The sequence below is a fragment of the Pantoea sp. E2023-21 genome (genome assembly GCF_051302795.1).
GTDB classification, from domain to species: Bacteria; Pseudomonadota; Gammaproteobacteria; order Enterobacterales; family Enterobacteriaceae; genus Pantoea; species Pantoea ludwigii_A.
On the sequence record NZ_CP195344.1, the window covers coordinates 1006952 to 1028135 of the forward strand.

The window sequence follows — 21184 nt, forward strand, 5'->3', positions numbered from 1 at the left end:
CTGCGTTTTCACTTTATGAGGAAGAATATTATGTGGAAAAAACCTGCGTTTATTGACCTGCGTCTGGGCCTGGAAGTGACTCTGTACATCTCCAACCGCTAAGACTTCTGCCCGCCGTTCGTGCGGGCATTTTGTTCTCTCTCTCTGGTCAACGTTCATGTTTATTAAAGTCCTCGGTTCAGCGGCTGGCGGCGGCTTCCCGCAGTGGAACTGTAACTGCGCCAATTGCAGCGGCCTGCGTAATGGCACTCTTCAGGCGCAGGCGCGCACGCAATCTTCGATCATCGTCAGTGATAACGGTGAAGATTGGGTGCTGTGTAACGCCTCGCCGGACATCAGCCAGCAAATTGCCCACACGCCAGAATTAATTAAACAGGGTGTACTGCGCGGCACGGCGATTGGCAGCATCATTCTGACTGACAGCCAAATCGATCACACCACCGGCTTGCTGAGCCTGCGCGAAGGCTGCCCGCATCAGGTGTGGTGTACGCAGGAAGTGCATGGCGATCTCACCAGTGGTTTCCCGATTTTCACCATGCTGCAGCATTGGAACGGTGGCTTGCAGCATCATGCGTTAACCCCGCTGGAACCGTTCCGCGTCGACGTGTGCCACAGCCTGCAGTTCACCGCGATTCCGATTCTCAGTAACGCGCCGCCGTATTCGCCCTATCGCGATCGGCCGCTGCCGGGCCACAACGTGGCGCTGTTTATTGAAAACACCGCGAACGGCCAAACGCTGCTGTACGCGCCGGGACTCGGCGAGCCCGATGCGGTGATTATGCCGTGGCTGCAAAAGGCTGATTGCCTGTTGATTGACGGCACGGTATGGCAGGACGACGAATTACTCGCCACCGGCGTGGGTAAAAATACCGGCAAAGCGATGGGGCATCTGGCGCTGGCCGAAGAACAAGGCTTAATGGCGTTGCTGGCTTCGCTACCGGCCAGGCGCAAGATTTTGATTCACATTAACAACACCAATCCGATCCTTAATGAGCAATCATCGCAGCGCGACTATTTGACGCAGCAGGGCATTGAAGTGAGTTGGGATGGTATGGCGATTCATCTGCAGGAGATTGCATCGTGATCATTACTGAAGCGTTATCGCCCGCCGCGTTTGAGCAGGCGCTGCGCGACAAAGGCGCGTTCTACCACATTCACCATCCGTACCACATTGCCATGCACAACGGCAACGCGACGCGTGAGCAGATTCAGGGCTGGGTGGCGAACCGCTTCTATTATCAAACCAATATCCCGCTGAAAGACGCGGCGATCATGGCTAACTGCCCGGATGCGGCGACGCGCCGAAAATGGGTGCAGCGTATCCTCGATCACGACGGCAGCAACGGCAACGAAGGCGGCATTGAAGCCTGGCTGCAGTTGGGTGAAGCAGTGGGTTTGGATCGCGAAGTGTTGCTGTCCGAAAAGCTGGTGCTGCCGGGCGTGCGCTTTGCAGTGGATGCTTACGTGAACTTTGCGCGTCGTGCCAATTGGCAGGAAGCCGCGTGCAGTTCGCTGACTGAACTGTTCGCGCCGCAGATTCATCAGTCACGTCTCGACAGCTGGCCGCAGCACTATCCGTGGATCAAAGAGGAAGGCTATTTCTACTTCCGCAGCCGCCTGAGCCAGGCGAACCGCGATGTCGAACATGGACTGGCGCTGGCGCTTGAGGTGTTCACCACCGCCGAGCAGCAGAACCGCATGCTGGAGATCCTGCAGTTTAAGCTCGATATTCTCTGGACCATGCTGGATGCCATGACCATGGCATATGCGCTGCAACGTCCGCCTTATCATACGGTCACCGATCAGGTGTCCTGGCACAGCACAAGATTGGTATAACACTATGAAAGATAATGTGATTCCTGCTTTCCGTCGCGGTTACCGCATGCAGTGGGAAGCGGCGCAAGAGAGCCATGTCGTGCTCTATCCTGAAGGCATGGCCAAGCTGAACGAAACCGCCACGGCGATTCTTGAACTGGTGGATGGCAAACAGGATGTGGCGGCGATTGTTGCCACGCTGGATGCGCGTTTCCCGGAAGCGGGCGGCGTCGGTGATGACGTTAAAGAGTTCCTGCAATCTGCCATCGAACAAAAATGGATACAGTGTCGTGAACCCGAGTAAAAGCGTAACGCCGCCGCTGTGGCTGCTGGCAGAACTGACCTATCGCTGCCCGCTGCAGTGTCCGTATTGCTCCAATCCGCTGGATTTTTCCCAGCAGGAGAAAGAGCTAACCACCGAACAGTGGATTGAGGTGTTTCGCCAGGCGCGCGCCATGGGCAGCGTGCAGCTCGGTTTTTCCGGCGGCGAACCGCTAACGCGCAAAGACTTGCCGGAGCTGATCCGCGCCGCGCGCGATCTCGGTTTCTACACCAATCTGATCACCTCCGGTATTGGCCTGACGGCGAAAAAACTCGACGCCTTTGCTGACGCCGGGCTCGATCATATCCAGATCAGTTTCCAGGCCAGTGATGAAACGCTGAACGCCGCGCTGGCCGGATCGAAGAAGGCCTTCCAGCAGAAGCTGGAGATGGCAAAAGCGGTGAAAGCGCACGGCTATCCGATGGTGCTGAACTTTGTGCTGCATCGCCACAACATCGATCAGATCGACAAAATCATCGATCTCTGTATCGAACTGGAAGCCGACGATGTCGAGCTGGCCACCTGCCAGTTCTACGGCTGGGCGCAGCTTAATCGTGAAGGATTGCTGCCGACGCGCGAACAGATCGCCAATGCCGAAGCGGTGGTGGCGGATTATCGTCAACGCATGAACGCCACTGGCAACCTCACCAATCTGTTGTTTGTCACGCCGGATTACTACGAAGAGCGTCCAAAACCCTGTATGGGCGGTTGGGGATCGATCTTCCTCAGCGTCACGCCGGACGGCACCGCATTGCCGTGCCACAGCGCGCGTCAACTGCCGGTCGAGTTCCCGTCGGTGCTGGAACGCAGCCTCGACGACATCTGGTATAACTCGTTTGGTTTCAACCGATATCGCGGTTTTGACTGGATGCCGGAACCCTGTCGCTCCTGTGATGAGAAAGAAAAAGACTTTGGTGGCTGTCGCTGCCAGGCCTTTATGCTAACGGGCGATGCAGACAATACCGATCCGGTCTGCAGCAAATCGCCGCATCACGGCAAGATCCTCGAAGCACGGCGTCAAGCCAACTGCAGTGACATCAAAATTCAGCAGCTGCAGTTCCGCAATCGCAGCAACTCCGAACTGATCTTTAAGCAACGCGTCACCTGATGAACGCGCGCCAGATTACGCTCGCCAACGGCTTGCGCTGTCATTTGCATCATCACCCGGGCGCGCGTGAGGCGGCGGTGCTGGCGCGCGTGCGTGCGGGCAGCCTGGATGAGCCGGATCGCTGGCCGGGTTTAGCGCATCTGCTGGAGCATCTGCTGTTTTGCGGCAGTGAAAATTTCAGCGGCGATGATCGCCTGATGCCATGGGTGCAGCAGCAGGGCGGCCAGGTGAATGCCACCACGCAATTAAGCCGCAGCGCCTATTTCTGCCAGCTGCCGGCAGCGGCGCTATCGGCTGGCGCTCAGCGACTGTGCGATATGCTGGCGGCACCGTTATTAACGTTGCCTACCATCCAGCAGGAAATAGCGGTGATTGATGCCGAATTTCAGCTGCTACAACGCCATGGCGAAACGCTGAGCGAAGCAGCCGTACTCGATAAGCTGCAAGGGCGTTTCAAACGTTTCCGCGTCGGCAATCGCGCTGCTTTTGGTGACAATGTCACGGAACTGCAATCTGCTTTACGTGAATTCCATTATCGTTTCTATCGCGCTAATAACACTGAGCTTTGGCTTCAAGGCCCGCAAACGTTGGATGAACTGACCCAGCTCGCACAGAGAGTGGGCGGCAGGATTTTAGCAGGCGGCGAAACGTCCGAGGTGCTTGAACCGAGGCTATTGCCAGGCGACCAAATTCTATCTCTGCCGGGCGACGAAAACTTTTCGATCACGCTGCTTTTGCAGGGTGATGAACGGGCGTTGCGTGACAACGTCACCCTAATCCGTGCTTTCTGGCAGGATGAAGCACCGGGCAGCTTAATGGCGCAGCTGCGGAATGAAAAACTTTGCGATGCGCTTGAGGTGCAATGGCTGTGGCGAGAGGGTCAACGCGCTTTGCTGACGCTGCGTTTCAGCGCTCAGCAGCTTTCATCGACAGCGGCGCAACGCATTGAATATCACTTTTGGCAGCATCTGGCAGCGGTGACGCAGTGCCAGGCATCGCAGTTGCAGCATTACGCGCAGCTGGTGCAGCAAGATTTTGCCGCCTTGTCGCCGCTGGAACAGCTGCGTGGGCAGGCGCTTGGCTTCGCACCTGGATGTGCACTGCCTGATAACTTCAGCCATTTTGTCGCCGCGTTGCAGGACCAACCGCGCACGCGATTGCTTACTCAGCAGCAGCACAGCGGCGAGCCTTATCAGACGCAAGGATTCACGCTACAGCTAGCCGATTGGCTGCCACAGCCCCTTGCCGTCACCAGGCCCGCAACCTTTGGTTTCTTCCCCAGCTCAACAACGATGACTTTACCCCGACTGCCGCCTGTGGCGCAGCCGCTGCCGTTAATCGCGCCGATAAGTCAGGTTGAGACGCTGCTGCTGCGTCCGGCGTTTTATCAGACATTGAGCGAAGAAGAAGCGCAGTCTCGCCAGCGCCTGTTGCGCCCGGTGCTGGCGGAGTTACGCCATGCAGGTGGCAGCGGGAGCTGGCAGCAAAAACAGGGCAGCTGGCAGTTAGTACTCAATTTGCCTGCAGCCGCCGATCGCGCTTTGCTGAGCGTGCATCAGGCCTTGCTGGCGTTAGATGCACCCGTGCTGCAGCAACCCGCCGCATCAAATCCTTCCATCGTGATTCGTCAGTTGCTGGCGGCATTGCCGACCCGCTTGCTGCGGCCGAGGGAACAGCCGCAATGGCTGGCGGCGTGGTGTGGCGTAGATAGCGCATTACGCCAGCGCGTGGCGCATTTGCTGAGTGACTTCACGCCCGAACTGGCGCGCTATGCAAAACCCGCGCGCCTACAGCGCGGCATTGTGCCCATCAACTGCGACGGGCACGATCACGCGCTGCTGCTGTTTATGCCGTTGCCGCACGCTGACGATGCCAGCCTGGCAACGTTACGGGTGCTGGCGATGATGCTGGAAACGCGTTTTTTCCAGCGGCTGCGGGTGGATCAACAGATTGGATACGTGGTTTCCGCGCGCTATCAACGGGTGGCGGATGTCGATGGATTAGTGCTGGCGCTGCAATCGCCGGACCTTGCGTGGCGCGCACTGCTTAGCCACTGCAAGCAATTTATGCGTGCAAGTATGGCGGAGATCGCCGCGCTAACGCCAGAGATGCTGAAGACCCGGCAGACCAGCCTACTGGCGCAATGCGCAGGCAAAGACAATGGCGAACAGGCGATTGAAACGCTGCGCAAGCAGCAAGGCTTAGCAACGCTCAATCACGCGGCGATTCAGGCGCTGACGCTATCGCAACTGGCGAAACTTCATTATCTCCTGCTGCGAGAACGGCATCGCTGGTTGATTCTGGTGAAAAAAGAGACAGGATAAACTGTATCGCACCTGAACAGTTTCCTACTGATATTTTTGAATATATTTGACAGTCACCAGCAAATCTCTTCACTGGTTAGTTGCCGGTTAACAGGCGAAACTCATTGGATTATCCCGATCTAAAAGGAACAGCTAGTGAAAAACGTTACTCGCCTTGCGCTGCCACTGTTGGCGGCGGCTACGCTATACGCCCCTTTGTCACAGGCTGCGGCAATGCATTATGATCTCGACCCGGCGCACACCTCGGTCATCGTTACCTGGACGCACTTTGGCTTCTCACATCCCACCGCCGACATCCCTAACAGCAAAGGCGCCATCGTGTTTGATAAGGATCAGCCACAGCAGTCGCGCGTTGATGTCACGCTGCCGATTACGCAAATTGATACCCATGTACCGGCGCTGACCAAAGAGTTCCTGGGCGCGGAGTATTTCGACACCGCGAAATATCCTTCAGCGGTATTCCACAGCACCAAAGTGGTGGCGAAGGGCGATAACAAGTTCGACGTGGAAGGTAACCTGACGTTGAAAGGCATCACCAAGCCGGTGACGTTACATGCCACGCTGAATCAGCAAGGTATGCATCCAATGGTGAAGAAAGAGGCGATTGGTTTTGATGCCAGCGGCGTGATTAAGCGTTCAGACTTCAAACTGGATAAATATGTGCCCGCCGTGAGCGATGATGTGACCTTGACGATTTCCACTGAAGCGTACGCGAAATAATGACCTAACGTCCCCGGTTATGCGGTTCTCTGACCGGGGACGTTGGCATCAGCATTTAAACCAGAATGACTTTCACACCGTGCTCCTCCAGTTTCTTTACTACCTCCAAATTGGCCTGCTTACCCGTAATAACCAGGTCAATCTGTTCAACCCGACTGAAAAGCATGCCAGCGCGCTGGCCTATTTTTGAGCTATCCACCAGTACCGCCAGTTTACTCACCACGTTCAGCATCTTTTGCTCGGCTAGCGCGGTCAGCATATCCGTTTTGTACAGACCTTCTGCAGTTAACCCTTTGCCACTGGTAAACATCCAATGCCCGGCATACAGCGAGGTTTCGCTCTCCTGAGGCCCCAACGTGATGGAGTGGCTTTTATTGTACTGGCCGCCCATGATCACCACGCTTTCGTGGTCATGATCGATAAGATAATTGGCGAGCGGCAGGTAGTTAGTAATGATTTGTACCGGTTTACTACACATCTGCTGACCGAGTAGAAAGGCAGTCGAACCGCAGTTAATTACCACACTTTCTCCCGGCGCCACTAACGACATCGCAGCGTGTGCAATACGACTCTTTTCATCATGATTTTGTGCCAGATGAATATTCATGGGCGTCCAACGAGGGCGTTGCTGACTAATCGCTTCCGCACCGTTACGCACTTTTTTTAGCTTGCCGCTTTCATCCAGTTTATTGATATCACGCCGCGCAGTAGCCGGTGAAATAGCCAGACTTTCCATAGCCTGTTCAACAGTAATAAATCCTGTTTGCTGTAGTAGTTCGAGCAAAATTTGATGACGCTGTGCTTCAGTCATGCGGAGTTCCGATAAGAGATGATTTTTAAAGATGATATTTGATAAAGCGTGAATCGTCTAAAGGAAAAAGCCGGGCGTACCCGGCTATGTAGCATTACAGGAATGATTTAAAGGGCAGATCCGGTTCGAGGCTAAAGCAATCATCAAAGCCGCGCGGGTAGTGATATTCGAACTGATCTTTATCCAGCGGCCAGGTAAATTTGCCACCCACTTGCCAGATATAAGGTTTAAAACCGTAGTTGAGTCGATTTTTTTTCATGTTCCACAGCATGCGAATCTCTTGCGGGTCTGCCTGAAAATTTGACCAGATATCATGGTGAAAAGGGATCACCACTTGAGTATTTAACGCTTCGGCCATGCGTAAAATATCGGCGCTGGTCATCTTGTCCGTGATACCGCGGGGGTTTTCACCGTAGGAACCGAGCGCCACATCAATCTGGTACTCATTGCCGTGTTTCGCGTAGTAATTGGAATAGTGCGAGTCGCCACTGTGATAGAGCGTTCCGCCAGGCGTTTTGAACAAATAGTTGACGGCGCGTTGATCCATGCCATCGGGGAGTTTTCCCTGCGCTTTCTCGCCTGCGGGTAAGGTAATAAGCGCGGTACGATCAAATGCGTCAAGCGCATGGATCTCAACATCTTTAATTTTCACAATATCACCCGGAACCACCACGACGCATCGCTCGGCAGGCACTCCCCAGCCAATCCACAAATCAACGCAGCTCTGTGGGCCGATGAACGGCACATCATCCGGGCAGTTTTGCATTACCGCGGCGGCAACGTTAACGTCAATATGGTCGTTATGATCGTGTGTTGCGAGCACGGCATCGATACGGCGAATAGCGAATGGATCGAGTACAAATGGTGTCGTGCGCAGGTTGGGCTGTAAGCTTCTGGCTCCCGCCATCCGTTGCATCTGATGTCCCTGCTTCATTAACCCGTTGCCATGGCTTTGTTTGCCGGTGCCGCACCAGAAATCGATACAGATATTCGCTTCACCTTGTGACTTCAACCAAATACCGGTACAGCCCAGCCACCACATGGCAAACGTGCCTTGCTCCACAACCTCCTGCTCAATTTCCTCGTTTAACCAGCTTCCCCATTCAGGAAAGGTGTTCAGTATCCATGATTCGCGGGTAATTGTTGCTATCTTACTCATCAGTTGGCTCCTCACTATCAATATAAATCATATTTAATCATAATTTGATTTTATATGATTTATATTGTCAGCAAAAATTGCTTTTTAAAAGCGGTTTTTTTATTTCTTTATCTTCTCCTGTTTCCAGTAAATGCTTAAACCTGCCAGCTTTTTCACAAAAATAAGCCTATCAATATGATTGGTAGTGAAATAGAGACATGTCTTGTAGTCGAATAAACTTGGTTTTTGGAATGAAAAAGATTTTGCGCGATATATCACAAATAATCATTTGTGATCTTTTTATGATTTTTTGTGATGGGTAGAGTGATGGGGAGCAGTATTTCGGCCTGTTTTCATTCAAACAGGAAGCGACTATTTAAGGGAGAGCTGTATGGAGATCCTCTACAACGCCTTTACCATCTTTTTTAACCAGGTGATGACAAATGCCCCCTTATTACTGGGGCTGGTGACGTGTCTTGGATACGTGTTACTTCGCAAAAGTGCCAGCATCGTTATCAAAGGCACGATTAAAACTATTATCGGTTTTATGCTGCTTCAAGTTGGGTCAGGGATTCTGATCAGTACCTTCAAACCCGTGGTAGCAAAAATGTCGCAGGTTTATGGCATTGAGGGCGCCATCTCAGATACCTACGCCTCAATGATGGCAACCATTGAAAGAATGGATGGAGCCTACAGTTGGGTTGGTTATGCCGTGTTGTTAGCACTGGCACTCAATATTGGCTATGTGTTGCTGCGTCGTGTAACGGGCATTCGCACCATTATGCTGACGGGACACATTATGTTCCAGCAGGCCGGGTTGATAGCGGTGTTCTTCTTTATTTATGGCTATTCGATGTGGACAACCATTATCTGCACGGCCGTACTGGTCTCACTTTATTGGGGGATAACCTCCAATATGATGTTCAAACCGACGCAAGCCGTCACCGAAAACAGTGGCTTCTCCATCGGTCATCAGCAGCAGCTTGCCTCCTGGATTGCCTGCAAAATCGCCCCGTGGTTAGGTAAAAAAGAGCAAAGCGTTGAGGCGCTCAAATTGCCTGGCTGGCTCAATATATTCCATGACAACATTGTTTCAACGGCCATTGTTATGACGCTGTTTTTCGGCATCATCCTTGGCTCCTTCGGCATTGATGTCATGCAGAGCATGGCAGGTAAGACCCATTGGACAGTCTACATTCTGCAAACTGGCTTTCAGTTTGCGGTGGCGATTTTCGTCATCGTGCAGGGCGTACGCATGTTTGTGACAGAACTCTCCGAAGCCTTTAACGGCATATCCCAACGCTTAATTCCCGGTGCTGTGCTCGCCATTGACTGTGCCGCCATTTATAGCTTCGCCCCGAATGCGGTGGTATGGGGCTTTATCTGGGGAACTCTCGGTCAGTTGATTGCCGTTGGCATCCTTATTGCCTGCGGCTCATCGCTGCTCATCATCCCCGGATTTATTCCAATGTTTTTCTCTAACGCCACCATCGGTGTGTTTGCTAACCATTTCGGCGGCTGGCGAGCGGCGCTAAAAATTTGTCTGGTGATGGGGATGCTTGAAATCTTTGGCTGCGTCTGGGCGGTAAAAATCACCGGATTAAGTGCCTGGATGGGCATGGCAGATTGGTCGATTTTGGCGCCGCCGGTCATGCAGGGTTTAACGCTGGGACTGTGGTTTATGGGCGTCATCATTGTGATTGCCTTGCTGTACATGGCGTTTGCTGGCCGCACGTTACGCCAGGAAGAAGATGCGGAGAAATCCCTCACACAAGCCTCTACTAATTAAGGAGTTGAGATTATGACCGTACGCATTCTGGCCGTTTGCGGCTGTGGGCAAGGCAGTTCGATGATCATGAAAATGAAGGTCGATCAGTTTCTCACACAGGAAGGCATTAACCATAGCGTCAACAGTTGCGCGGTGGGTGAGTACAAGAGCGAACTGAGCGGTGCCGACATTATTATTGCTTCAACACATGTTGCCGGTGAAATCACGGTAACGGGGAACAAGCATGTCGTTGGCGTGCGCAATATGTTATCCGCTGCGGACTTTGGCCCCAAACTCATCGCCGTTATTCGTGAGCATTTTCCTCAAGATATGCAGTAAGGAGAGGCAATGAAATTACGTGATTCACTGGTAGAGAACAACGCCATACGCCTTCAGGCAACGGCAGAAACCTGGCAAGAGGCGATACGAATCGGCGTTGATTTGCTGGTAAAGGCAGAAGTTGTAGAGCCGCGTTATTACCAGGCGATTCTCAATGGTGTGCAGCAACACGGCCCGTATTTTGTCATCGCCCCGGGACTGGCAATGCCGCATGGCAGGCCTGAAGAGGGCGTAAAACGGACAGGCTTTGCGCTGGTGACGCTGAGTAAGCCACTGGTTTTCAACCATGAAGAGAATGATCCTGTAGATATTTTGATCACAATGGCCGCAGTGGATGCCCATGCTCACCAGGAAGTGGGCATCATGCAAATCGTCGAATTGTTTGCGGATGAGGCCAATTTTAACCGCTTACGCGCCTGCCGTTGCGAGCAGGACGTATTGGATCTGATAGACCACGCTACGGCGTAAGCCGCATAAGGAGTATTGCATGTCTCATTCATTACCAATGTTACAAGTTGCTCTGGATAATCAAAGCCTTGCAGAAGCCTACAACACCACAAGATTAATTGCTGAAGAGGTCGACATTATTGAGGTCGGTACCATCCTTTGCGTGGCAGAAGGTGTGCGAGCGGTGCGCGATCTGAAGGCGCTCTATCCCCATAAAATTGTATTAGCAGACGCCAAAATTGCCGATGCCGGGAAAATTCTTTCACGTATGTGCTTTGCGGCCAGCGCAGATTGGGTCACGGTGATCTGCTGCGCGGATATCAACACCATTACAGGCGCATTGGAGGTAGCGCGTGAATACCGTGGTGACGTACAGATTGAATTAACCGGATTCTGGACGTGGGAACAGGCTGAGGCATGGCGAGCGGCAGGCATTGAACAGGTTGTGTATCACCGTAGTCGGGATGCGCAGGCGGCCGGTGTAGCCTGGAGTGATGCGGATATCAGCGCCATCAATCGACTTGCCGATATGCAATTCAAGGTTACGGTAACCGGTGGTTTAGCCATTGAGGATTTACCCCTGTTCAAAGGTATTCCGATACATGTATTTATTGCCGGACGCAGCATACGAGACGCGGATTCCCCGGTGGCAGCGGCACGCCAGTTTAAACATGCCATTGCCCAGCTGTGGGGATGAGGAGGAGAGATGTTAGACAAAAAGGTCCCTCTTGGCATCTATGAGAAAGCACTCCCTGCGGGGGAGTGCTGGTTAGAAAGATTGCGGCTAGTCGCAAGTCTCGGTTTTGACTTTGTCGAAATGTCGATTGATGAAACGGATGCTCGCCTGACACGACTTGACTGGAACGCACAGCAGCGGCTGGCGTTGGTTCAGGCGGTGGCACAAACAGGAATACGCGTTCCTTCAATGTGTCTCAGCGCGCATCGTCGTTTTCCGCTCGGAAGTGAAGATGACACTTTGCGTCAGCAAGGTTTGATGATTATGCGTAAAGCGATTGCGTTGGCACAGGATGTTGGCATTCGCGTCATCCAGCTGGCGGGTTACGACGTTTATTACCAGCAGGCGAATGATGAAACCCGTCGACGCTTTCGGGAAGGACTGAGGCTTGCCGTCGAAATGGCCAGTCGTGCGCAGGTAACGTTAGCGATGGAAATCATGGATTATCCGTTGATGAACTCCATCAGCAAAGCCATGGGATATGCGCATTATCTGAATAATCCCTGGTTTCAACTCTATCCGGACATCGGAAATCTATCCGCCTGGGATAACGATGTACCCATGGAGTTAGCGTCGGGAAGTGGACATATTGTCGCGGTGCACGTTAAAGACACGCTGCCAGGTAAGTTCAAAAATGTCCCTTTTGGTAACGGCATCGTAGATTTCGAATGCTGCTTCAGCACCCTGAAACGCGGTGGCTATTGCGGACCCTATCTCATCGAAATGTGGAGCGAAAACTCAGCCGACCCAACCGCTGAAGTGATCGCCGCGCGTGACTGGGTAATCACCCGGATGGTCAATGCTGGATTATGGGAGGAGAACCATGCAGCAGCTTAAACAAAGGGTGCTTGAAGCCAATATGGCGCTGCCGCGTCATGGGCTGGTTACCTTTACCTGGGGGAACGTCAGTGGCATTGATCGCCATCGGCAATGTATGGCGATTAAGCCGAGCGGTGTGGCATACGAAAACATGTCGGTTGACGATATCGTGGTCGTCGACATGAGTGGCAAAGTGATTGAAGGTAAGTATCGTCCATCATCAGACACCGCAACCCATTTGGCACTCTATCAGCGCTTTCCCGAAATCGGTGGGGTGGTTCATACACATTCCACTCACGCCACCGCGTGGGCGCAGGCCGGATTGAGTATTCCTGCGCTTGGCACTACCCATGCAGACTATTTTTTGGGTGATATTCCCTGCTCACGTCCGCTAAGCACTGATGAAGTGCAGGGCGAGTATGAGCTGAATACAGGTAACGTTATTATCGAAACAATGGGGAATAACCCGCCTTTGCATACTCCAGGCGTCGTGGTGTATCAACACGGCCCCTTTGCGTGGGGAGCTAACGTTGAGGAGGCTGTGCACAATGCGGTGGTCATGGAGGAAGTGGCAAAAATGGCATGGATCGCGCGCGCTATTAATCCCCGGCTGCGGCCAATGAATCAGGACTTAATGAATCGGCATTTCGAACGTAAACATGGCGTTAATGCTTATTACGGGCAGGGATAATGTCAGAATGCCAGCCCCTTGAGAGATGAAAATCCCCATTACCCTACGCACACATTGTAGCGGCGCAAGGCATTGCGCGATAAATCGCGCCGCTACAGTTCGTGCAAATCTACAACCAAAACTTCTTCTTACTGGTTTTGCCAATCCCTGGATTACAACTGTTAGTGGGATCAAGCTGTTTCCAGTGCTCAACGTGCTCGCATGAAGCCTGATAAAGATGCCCGACATTATGTTCAGCCGGATATTTCGCGCCGCGCTGCGCCAGATACCGCTTCACCTCCTCTTTAAACACTTTGGCGTCGTAGCCCGGTTTTAGCACGTAATCCTGGTGATTTACGAAACAGAAAAAGTGACCGCAACATGAATCAACCTGCACCTGCGCCGCCAGATGATCCGGCAGCGTTAAGCGCCACGCGTCATCATTACGGCGCAGCGCCACGTCAAAGGCCACCAGCCGCTCGTTGGGGTTGTATCCCAGCGCATCGCAGTAGGAAATGGTGCAGCCACCCACGCCGAAACGCACCAAAAAGGCATCTGCCGCTTCGCGGGCATCGCAATGGAAAAAACCGCCTTGCTGGTCAGCGAAGAACTGCTGCAACAATGCCTGTAACTCGGCGGTTTGCGGCGACTCTACTTTGATCATCAGATGATGCTGATATTCGCTGCGATAATCCATGATGCGCGGCGCGATAAAGCTCGGTGTCAGTTGGTTAAAGCATTGCAGCACCCGATCAACAAAATTGCGCGGCAGGAACGGCAGATGACTGACGCGCACATCCCATTTGGCTTTATTCGCCATCATCTGTGGGATCGCCTGCGGACCGAGTTTGCGGATCGCCAGATACATATGTTTGGCGTAGCGCACGGTTAAATCGAAGGCGTTGCGATGGATATATTCTGCCTGCAGCGGCAGGTCGCTCATTCGGGTTAACAGGAAACGCCGCAGTGACACCAGCACGCTTTCATCGTGGGTGCCGATGTAAAAGGTATCGCTGCCGGCGCTGGCTTCAAAAGTGGGTAAGCGCACGGCGAACACCACCACTTTACCGGCGCTGCCAGCGCTGTCGTGCAGGTAACGCAGATCGCCATTAAAACGCGCTGGGGAGTCGGCTGCCACATCACGCAGGCGGTCGGCGTAATCATCGGCCCAGATTTTCCCTTGCCAGTCGGGTTGATCGCCGGTTTGATAGCGCTGCTGCGTCAGGTTTTCCAGCATCGCTTCCGGCGTCTCGCCCAACTCGATGCCGAGATGGTTGACCAGCTCTAAACGACCATCATCGTGAATGCGGGCGAACAGTGATTTTTCGGTAAAAGCGGGGCCGCGCCGAATCAGCGAACCACCAGAATTATTACAAATGCCACCAACCACCGAGGCACCGATGCAGGACGAACCAATCACCGAATGCGGCTCGCGGCCCAGCGGTTGCAAGGTGTGCTCCAGTTCGGTCAAGGTGGTGCCGGGAAAGGCAATCACCTGACGCGACTGATCGATCACCTGCACGCCTTTGAGTTGGCGGGTGCTGATGATCACAATATCGCGGTCGTAATCATTGCCGTCGGGTGTTGAACCGCCGGTGACGCCGGTATTTGATGCTTGCATCAGAACGATCGCATCGTGCGCCACACACACCTGCAGGGTTTGCCACAGCTGCAACAGGCTTTGCGGTAACGCCACTGCAAGCGCTTCGCCACGCCCGATGCGGAATCCCTTTAAGTACCAGGCTTTATCATCCGCATGGGTTAATAGCTGTTTGCCGCTCACCACGTCAGCCAACTTACGCAACATGTCATTCTGGATACTCATCTTCTCTCTTCTTTATTCTTTATCAGCCACGGTATTGGACAAGCGCAGCTGCATTGAGTCAATCACTCACTGGACCTGACACGTAAATAACGCACGTAATCATTATCCCTTTAACTTTTGCGGAATAATCGTCAGAAACCGATAAAAGTGCGCGGGAAATCACAAAATAGATCGAAAGAAAAAGAGCGGGAAGGGCGTTAATTAGCGCCATTGGTTTTACTGCGTAAAATAAATATAAGCATATGATTTCTATCATTATTTTTAATTTGAGCGTATAAGTGCCATGTGATTTAAGTCACAAAATTAAACCTAATTAAGATGCTGTCAATGATCATCACTGGTAAATACATGGCAAAAGTGTGATGTCTGTTGCAAATAACAACTCGGTTAAACGGAAGAATGAATTCCAGACGCACAGCATAAAGGATGATGACAATGAGAATTGGCATGGTGATCAGCGGTGGTGATGTAACCGGGATTAATAACTTTGTGTATCAGATATCACGCCTAACCCAGGCCGAAATGGTGTTATTCAATGGCGGCATTCCAGGCTTATTGGAAAACAATCACCAGGAAATATCTCAACGTGATTTAGTGGATTACGCTATCGCTTCTATTCCGGTTATGCAGTCAGGACGAACCAGCAGGAAATTAATTCGCCCTGAATATGAAATGATCGCTAAACATCTTAAGTCGTTGCGCATCGATGTATTAATTATGGCCGGCGGTGATGGGTCATTACAATTTCTGCACACGCTGAGTGAATTTGGCGTCAACTGTTTTGGCGTCGGCATGACCATTGATAACGACGTCTTTGGCAGTGATTACAGCATCGGTTTTTCCACTGCCTGTGAGCAGGTATTAAAAGAGGTGGCAAAATTACGCAATACCGGCCGTGCGTTAACCGGCCGCGTATTTATGGTGGAACTGCTTGGGGGATATTGCGGTGAATTAACCTTGCAGTCGGCGATTAAATCTAATGCGGATTTTGCGCTGATTCCCGAATGCCAGATTGCGCCACAAGAACTGGCCACGCGCATCACGCAGCGGCTGGCGGCACAGAACAGCGTGATTATTTTGTGCTCAGAAGGCTATACCCGCGAATATTCGCCGGGCTTTCAGGGCGCCATCGATACCTTAATTAAACAAATTGAACCGTTAATTGGTGTACGTATTCGTAAAACAATCATCGGTTATGGCCTGCGTAATGGCGATCCCACCTGTGAAGAGATATATCAGGGCACCATTATGGCCAGTGAAGTCGCGCGTTGTATTCAGTCGGGAATGCGCAATAAAGCGGTCATTATTAATGGTAGTAATCGACCGATTCCGATTGATTTAATAAGCATGAAAAAACGCCTGGTCGATACTGAAGGGCATCATTATAAACTCGCTAAACAACTGCAAATTCTGTGAGGAAATAGCCATGCTGAAAATATTATGTGTCTGTGGATGTGGTCTGGGTTCAAGCTTTGCGATTGAGATGAGCGCCAAGTCGGTATTAAAGAAACTCGAAATCGATGCGGATATCGATCACACCACCATTTCTGAAGCCAACGCCTTTAAATCCGACATGATTTTAACCCAGAAAGCATTTGCTGATGTGTTAAATGCCGATGCCAGCCCGGAGCAGATCAAGCGGGTGATTATTCTCAACAAGCTGACAGACAAAGCGGAAATTGAAGAGAAAATCGTGGCGTTTATGAAAGAACGTAATTTAAAGGTTGCTAACCATGAATAGTGTGATCGACTTCCTGGTAAAAGACTTATTAGGGCAGGCATCAATACTGATCGCCTTTATTGCCCTGATTGGTCTGCTGCTGCAAAAAAAATCGGCGGGTAAGGTGGTGGAAGGCACTTTTAAAACCCTGCTCGGTTTCTTAATTATGATGGCCGGTATCAACATAATTGTCGGTACGCTGACCTTCCTGAACACCATTTTTACCCACGGTTTTGGCATGCAGGGTTATATCACTGACGTTGCCGCCATTGCCGGGTTAGCAAACCGCGAGCTGGGTTCAGAAGTGGCGCTGACGCTGTTGGTGATCTTTATCGTCAACATCATCATCGCGCGTCTGACACCGTTCAAATACATCTTCCTGACGGGTCAGGCGCTGCTGTGGATGGCGACGATCGGTGCGGTGATTGGCTATAAAGCGGGGCTGACAGGTTTACCTCTGATCCTTACCGGCGGCATTTTTGGCGGCATTATGGCGGTGGTGATGCCGGCGCTGGCGCAACCCGTGGTGCGTCGCATTACGGATTCCGACGATGTGGCGCTCGGCCACTTCTGCACCATCGGCTATCTGCTGACGGCGGCGGTGGCGAAAGTGGTGGGCAAAGGTTCGCGCTCCACTGAAGATCTCAAACTGCCCGACAACTTTAAATTCCTGCAGGACACCTATCTGTCGATGGCGGTGGTGATGGTGCCGATGTACCTGATTCCTGCGGTCGCCGCGGGTCCGGAATTTATCGGCCAATACAGCAACGGCATGAATTACCTGATGTATGCCTTTATGCAGTCAATTCAGTTCGTGTGCGGCGTGTTCGTACTGTATAGCGGCGTACGTCTGTTGCTCAATGAACTGGTGCCAGCCTTCCGCGGTATTGCTATGCGTCTGGTGCCGGATGCTAAACCAGCGCTCGACTGCCCGGTGATGTTCCCGTATGCCCCGAACGCGGTGATTGTCGGCTTCCTCGCGACCACGCTGGGTTCGGTTGTTGGCATGCTGGTTTTCCCGATGTTTGGTCTGGCGATGATTCTGCCAGGGCTGCTAACTAACTTCTTTGCTGGTGGTACCGCAGGGGTGTTTGGTAATGCGCTCGGTGGTCGTCGCGGTGCGATGATCGGCGGTTTCGTTCACGGTCTGTTCATCACCTTCCTGCCGGCGATTCTGGTGCCGATGCTGGAAAGCTACGGTTTTACCGGCGTCACCTTCAGTGATTCCGATGTGATCAGTACCGGCCTGGTGCTCGGCCACGCATTCCAAAATAACTGGCTGTTCGTCGCGCTGTTTATTGCCTTTATTACCCTTATCGCCTGGTTTGTTAACGGAAAATCCACGAAATCTAAATCCCATGAGGAAAAGCTCCATGAAACTTTATAACTTTACCGATCTGTTACAGGTGGCTAAAGAACGTGATTTTAAAGCGCTGGGTTCCTTTAATTTACACTGTCTGGAAATGCTGCCCGCCTTTTTTACCGCGGCAGAGAAAACCAATAGTCCATTAATGATTCAGATCTCAACCGGTACAGCGAAATATCTCGGACATAAATTATTAGTCGATGCGATTCGTTCATTATCGGAAAGTCGTAATGTACCGACCTGTTTGCACCTTGATCACTGTTCTGATTTAAACGCCATTCAGACCGCATTGGATGCGGGCTTCAGTTCAATTATGTATGACGGCTCACATTTGCCGATTGAAGAGAACATCGCCAATACACGCCGTGTTATTGATATGGCACGCCCGCTGCATGTTTCTGTTGAAGCGGAACTGGGAGCAATTGGCGGTTCAGAAGATGGCAAAGTGGTGGCGATGAGCGAAACGGCGTTCACTACCGTGGATGATGCTAAACGCTTCGTTGAGGAAACCGGTGTCGATATGCTGGCTATCTCAATTGGTACTGTCCACGGCTTGTACACGGGTAAAGCGCATATTCAGCATCAGCGTTTGGCGGATATCACAGACGCCACCGCAACCCCACTGGTGCTGCACGGCGGTACCGGCGTCAGCGATGAAGATATGCGCCTCGCGGTACGCAGCGGCATTGAGAAAGTGAATGTCGGTACGGAGATGAATGTGCAGTGGGTAGCCAACTGCAAGCAGACGTTTGAGAAGGGCAAGGTCAACGACAGCGTGCGTAATTTCCTTGTACCGGCCAACGATGCCGTGACCAATGTTCTGGTCGAAAAGATTCAGCTGTTCCGCTAATTTCGATTCACCCATGATGTAATAACCTGAGGTGCCCGGCGCCATTCGGGGCAGGAGACGCTATGTTTGGATTCTTGAAAAAGGGCTCGGATAATAAGAGCCAGGATTCACAGGAAATAGATCTTCAGGCTGAAACCATCAGCGGTAAAATAAGCGAGCTGGAACAACAGTTGGCAAATAATCCGCAGGCGAAAGACACGCAGAAACAATTAATGCTGGAATATAATCGCGCATTAAATATCTTTGCGAAAAGCAGCCGCTTTCGTCAGGAAATTGATCCGCTGTTCGTCAAGATCGATGAATTGCGCAACACCATTCGCAAATCATTTTAAGGAGGCAGTATGAGTATTAAACAGCTGCTGCAGGAGGCAAGTGCGATTCAGGTGGGGATCAGCGCCAGGGACTGGCGCGAGGTGATTGCGTTGGCCGCGCTGCCGCTGGTAAACGGCGGCTACATCAAGGCCAGTTATCCGGAAGCGGTGATCGCTAACACGCTGGAGCATGGCGCCTATTACGTGTTTGAGGAGGGCATCGCCATTCCTCATGCGCGGCCGGAAACCGGGGTGCTGAAAGATTGTTTCAGTATGATTGTGCTGGATGAGCCGATCTCATTCGACGGCAGCGACAAAGCTGACATCGTGATTATGTTCGGCGCGCGAGACAGCAACGCCCACATTGAAGAGGGCATTCGCGCGATTGTCACCCTGCTGGAAGATGAGGAAACGCTGGTACGCTTACGCAATGCCAGCAGTGCCGCGGAGGTGATAGACATCCTATGACAACCGACACTGAAGAGAAGATAGCGGTGCTGGTGAATGGCATTCCGGCCTCCGGCAAAAGCACCCTGACGCGCGCGCTAGCGGAACAGTTCGGCTTTCCTGTGCTGACGCTGGATAGCCTGAAAGAGCCGTTTATGGCCAGCTTTGCGCCGGTGGATCGCCTGCGTAATCGCCAGTTGGGTTGTGCGGCGTATCAGGCGATCTGGAAAGTCGTGGCGCAAGCCCCGACGCGCTGCATCTATGTTATCGATGCCTGGTTTGGCTTTCAGCCAAAAGAGGTGTTGCAGCAGGGATTACAGCAGGCGGGCGTGACGCGGGTGCTGGAGCTGTGGCTGGCGATCACGCCGGATGATGCGGTGGCGCGCTATCAAGCGCGTTTAACCGATCGCATGCCAGGTCATCCGGGCGCCGAGTATCTGCCGGAGTTGCGTAAGCTGGCAGAAACTGCGCAGCCGATGGCGCTGGGTCCGGTATTGCAGCTGAATGCGCGTCATCCCGATGAAGCGGCAGCTTGCGCCTGGTTGCAGCGGCAACTGCGACTGCCGGTCAACGTTCAACCGGCTTGGTCGGCATCGGGCTGAAATACCCGCGCGCTGAGGAAATCAATCAGCGCGCGCACTTTTGGCGACGGATGCTTACTGGCCGGCCACAACAAATGGAATACGTTGCGATGGCAGGCGAATTCGCCTAATACCTCGCGCAGCGTTCCTTGTGCTACTGCTTCGCGAATCGAAAAGTCTGGCAGCATGGCTATCCCCAGGCCGCGCAAAGCGAAGCAGACGCGGGTCTCGATGTTGTTACAAATCATGGTGGTGGGCAGCGTCAGTTCCTTTTCATCTTCATAGCCGCGCAGCACCCAGCGCTCCAGTTTGCCGGTGGTGTTGAAGCGATAGTGTAGACAAGCATGCTGTGCCAGCTCTTCGGGTGTTTTGGGTTCGCCATGACGCGCCAGATACTCCGGCGATGCCACCGCGATGGAGTAGGCATACCCCAGTTTGCGTGCCGAAAGCCGTGAGTCGGTTGGCGGGCCGCCGCGCATTACCACGTCATAACCTTCGGCAATCACATCGACAACGCGATCGCTGAAGTCCAGATCGAGCTGGATATCCGGATATGCCCGCATAAAATCACCTAACACCGGCAAGATCAGCGAGCCAACAATCGGCAAACTCAGTTTCAGACGCCCCGCTGGACGCCCAGCCGCCTGCGACAATTCACTTTCAGCAGCTTCAATCTCGGCCAGAATACGGCGACTGCGCTGCAGAAACAGCGAGCCTTCAGCGGTAAGCGTGATGCTGCGTGTGCTGCGATGAAACAGCCGCACACCAAGTTTATCCTCCAGCCGCGCAATGCTTTTGCCCACCGCCGAGGCGGATAGGCCTAAATGCCGACCCGCAGCAACAAAGCTGCGGGTCTCAGCCACCTGCACGAAAACCACAAAACTGTTCAGACTGTCCATGTTAACTCACCATTGCGGACATATATGTCCGTTAAGTCGAGAAATATACCCCGCTTTTTCCGCAATAGAGAAGTGACTACTGTGAAGCGATTCATTATTCAGAAGAGAAAAGTATGCAGAATTTACTTCAGGCGGTGATACAGCAGGCGCTGGACGACCAGCGATTAG

At 52.6% G+C, this 21184-nt stretch carries 24 protein-coding genes; 20 read left to right on the forward strand and 4 right to left on the reverse strand.

Annotation, left to right across the window (positions count from 1 at the left end; all coding sequences use genetic code 11):
* Window positions 1–30: 30 nt before the first annotated feature.
* The 7 genes from pqqA (at window position 31) to ACRQ84_RS04855 (ending at window position 6289) form a co-directional block, all read left to right on the forward strand.
* Complete coding sequence (pqqA, locus tag ACRQ84_RS04825) at window positions 31–102, forward strand: pyrroloquinoline quinone precursor peptide PqqA (protein ID WP_002905689.1); 72 nt, start codon at window positions 31–33, stop codon at window positions 100–102.
* Window positions 103–157: 55 nt separating this feature from the next.
* On the forward strand, window positions 158–1084 hold the full coding sequence (gene pqqB / locus ACRQ84_RS04830) for a pyrroloquinoline quinone biosynthesis protein PqqB (protein WP_483817311.1): 927 nt from the start codon (window positions 158–160) through the stop codon (window positions 1082–1084).
* On the forward strand, window positions 1081–1836 hold the full coding sequence (gene pqqC, locus ACRQ84_RS04835; protein ID WP_064741117.1) for a pyrroloquinoline-quinone synthase PqqC: 756 nt from the start codon (window positions 1081–1083) through the stop codon (window positions 1834–1836). The genes pqqB and pqqC overlap by 4 nt, the downstream gene beginning before the upstream one ends.
* Before the next feature lie 4 nt (window positions 1837–1840).
* Window positions 1841–2119: a pyrroloquinoline quinone biosynthesis peptide chaperone PqqD gene (gene pqqD / locus ACRQ84_RS04840; protein ID WP_064741118.1), complete on the forward strand. Its 279-nt coding sequence runs from the start codon at window positions 1841–1843 to the stop codon at window positions 2117–2119.
* A complete protein-coding gene (pqqE, locus tag ACRQ84_RS04845; RefSeq protein WP_064741119.1) occupies window positions 2106–3245 on the forward strand; it encodes a pyrroloquinoline quinone biosynthesis protein PqqE in 1140 nt (379 codons plus the stop codon). Before pqqD ends, pqqE begins: the two co-directional genes overlap by 14 nt.
* Window positions 3245–5569, forward strand: coding sequence for a pyrroloquinoline quinone biosynthesis protein PqqF (gene pqqF / locus ACRQ84_RS04850; protein ID WP_483817312.1), 2325 nt, complete (start codon window positions 3245–3247; stop codon window positions 5567–5569). Before pqqE ends, pqqF begins: the two co-directional genes overlap by 1 nt.
* Before the next feature lie 135 nt (window positions 5570–5704).
* Window positions 5705–6289, forward strand: a complete 585-nt coding sequence (locus tag ACRQ84_RS04855; RefSeq protein WP_483817313.1) for a YceI family protein — start codon at window positions 5705–5707, stop codon at window positions 6287–6289.
* A 55-nt stretch (window positions 6290–6344) separates the two neighbouring features.
* On the opposite strand, the gene ulaR is transcribed toward ACRQ84_RS04855, so the two are convergent.
* Together ulaR and ulaG are read right to left on the reverse strand one after the other, a co-directional pair.
* Entirely contained in the window at window positions 6345–7100 is a 756-nt protein-coding gene (gene ulaR / locus ACRQ84_RS04860; protein ID WP_483817314.1) for an HTH-type transcriptional regulator UlaR, read from the reverse strand.
* A gap of 94 nt (window positions 7101–7194) precedes the next feature.
* Window positions 7195–8259: an L-ascorbate 6-phosphate lactonase gene (gene ulaG, locus ACRQ84_RS04865; protein ID WP_483817315.1), complete on the reverse strand. Its 1065-nt coding sequence runs from the start codon at window positions 8257–8259 to the stop codon at window positions 7195–7197.
* Window positions 8260–8629: 370 nt separating this feature from the next.
* Between ulaG and ulaA the strand changes: the two genes are divergently transcribed.
* From ulaA to ACRQ84_RS04895, 6 genes are read left to right on the forward strand one after another with little or no spacing between them, the layout of a single operon-like run.
* Entirely contained in the window at window positions 8630–10027 is a 1398-nt protein-coding gene (gene ulaA, locus ACRQ84_RS04870; protein ID WP_483817316.1) for a PTS ascorbate transporter subunit IIC, read from the forward strand.
* A gap of 12 nt (window positions 10028–10039) precedes the next feature.
* Entirely contained in the window at window positions 10040–10345 is a 306-nt protein-coding gene (ulaB, locus tag ACRQ84_RS04875) for a PTS ascorbate transporter subunit IIB (RefSeq protein ID WP_064741127.1), read from the forward strand.
* Window positions 10346–10354: 9 nt separating this feature from the next.
* Window positions 10355–10813 carry a PTS ascorbate transporter subunit IIA gene (gene ulaC, locus ACRQ84_RS04880; protein ID WP_483817317.1) on the forward strand — a complete coding sequence of 153 codons (459 nt, stop codon included), beginning with the start codon at window positions 10355–10357 and terminating at the stop codon, window positions 10811–10813.
* 19 nt (window positions 10814–10832) lie between these two features.
* A complete protein-coding gene (locus ACRQ84_RS04885) occupies window positions 10833–11489 on the forward strand; it encodes a 3-keto-L-gulonate-6-phosphate decarboxylase UlaD (protein WP_483817318.1) in 657 nt (218 codons plus the stop codon).
* 9 nt (window positions 11490–11498) lie between these two features.
* Window positions 11499–12365, forward strand: coding sequence for an L-ribulose-5-phosphate 3-epimerase (locus ACRQ84_RS04890; RefSeq protein ID WP_483817319.1), 867 nt, complete (start codon window positions 11499–11501; stop codon window positions 12363–12365).
* The gene (locus tag ACRQ84_RS04895; RefSeq protein WP_483817320.1) at window positions 12352–13038 is read left to right on the forward strand and encodes an L-ribulose-5-phosphate 4-epimerase; all 687 of its coding nucleotides are present in this window, start codon (window positions 12352–12354) and stop codon (window positions 13036–13038) included. The genes ACRQ84_RS04890 and ACRQ84_RS04895 overlap by 14 nt, the downstream gene beginning before the upstream one ends.
* 109 nt (window positions 13039–13147) lie before the next feature.
* Here the strand turns inward: ACRQ84_RS04895 and dld are convergent, their stop codons facing one another.
* Entirely contained in the window at window positions 13148–14842 is a 1695-nt protein-coding gene (gene dld, locus ACRQ84_RS04900) for a D-lactate dehydrogenase (RefSeq protein ID WP_483817321.1), read from the reverse strand.
* Between the two features lie 435 nt (window positions 14843–15277).
* Here dld and ACRQ84_RS04905 point away from each other — a divergent pair, with 435 nt between their 5' ends.
* From ACRQ84_RS04905 to ACRQ84_RS04935, 7 genes are all read left to right on the forward strand, one after another.
* Window positions 15278–16258 (forward strand): 6-phosphofructokinase, encoded by a 981-nt coding sequence (locus ACRQ84_RS04905; RefSeq protein WP_064741133.1) that lies wholly within the window; start codon window positions 15278–15280, stop codon window positions 16256–16258.
* A 10-nt stretch (window positions 16259–16268) separates the two neighbouring features.
* Window positions 16269–16583, forward strand: coding sequence for a PTS sugar transporter subunit IIB (locus ACRQ84_RS04910; protein WP_008110086.1), 315 nt, complete (start codon window positions 16269–16271; stop codon window positions 16581–16583).
* On the forward strand, window positions 16576–17949 hold the full coding sequence (locus ACRQ84_RS04915; RefSeq protein WP_008110085.1) for a PTS sugar transporter subunit IIC: 1374 nt from the start codon (window positions 16576–16578) through the stop codon (window positions 17947–17949). The genes ACRQ84_RS04910 and ACRQ84_RS04915 overlap by 8 nt, the downstream gene beginning before the upstream one ends.
* Window positions 17936–18778, forward strand: a complete 843-nt coding sequence (locus ACRQ84_RS04920; protein ID WP_064741134.1) for a class II fructose-bisphosphate aldolase — start codon at window positions 17936–17938, stop codon at window positions 18776–18778. Before ACRQ84_RS04915 ends, ACRQ84_RS04920 begins: the two co-directional genes overlap by 14 nt.
* A 62-nt stretch (window positions 18779–18840) precedes the next feature.
* Entirely contained in the window at window positions 18841–19110 is a 270-nt protein-coding gene (locus ACRQ84_RS04925) for a NotI family restriction endonuclease (protein ID WP_064741135.1), read from the forward strand.
* Window positions 19111–19119: 9 nt separating this feature from the next.
* Entirely contained in the window at window positions 19120–19557 is a 438-nt protein-coding gene (locus ACRQ84_RS04930) for a PTS sugar transporter subunit IIA (protein WP_009128206.1), read from the forward strand.
* The gene (locus ACRQ84_RS04935) at window positions 19554–20138 is read left to right on the forward strand and encodes a P-loop nucleotide/nucleoside kinase family protein (protein ID WP_483817322.1); all 585 of its coding nucleotides are present in this window, start codon (window positions 19554–19556) and stop codon (window positions 20136–20138) included. Before ACRQ84_RS04930 ends, ACRQ84_RS04935 begins: the two co-directional genes overlap by 4 nt.
* Here ACRQ84_RS04935 and ACRQ84_RS04940 read toward each other — a convergent pair.
* Window positions 20111–21016 carry a LysR family transcriptional regulator gene (locus tag ACRQ84_RS04940; RefSeq protein ID WP_483817323.1) on the reverse strand — a complete coding sequence of 302 codons (906 nt, stop codon included), beginning with the start codon at window positions 21014–21016 and terminating at the stop codon, window positions 20111–20113. The two genes, ACRQ84_RS04935 and ACRQ84_RS04940, sit on opposite strands and share 28 nt — an antisense overlap.
* Window positions 21017–21184 lie beyond the last annotated feature (168 nt).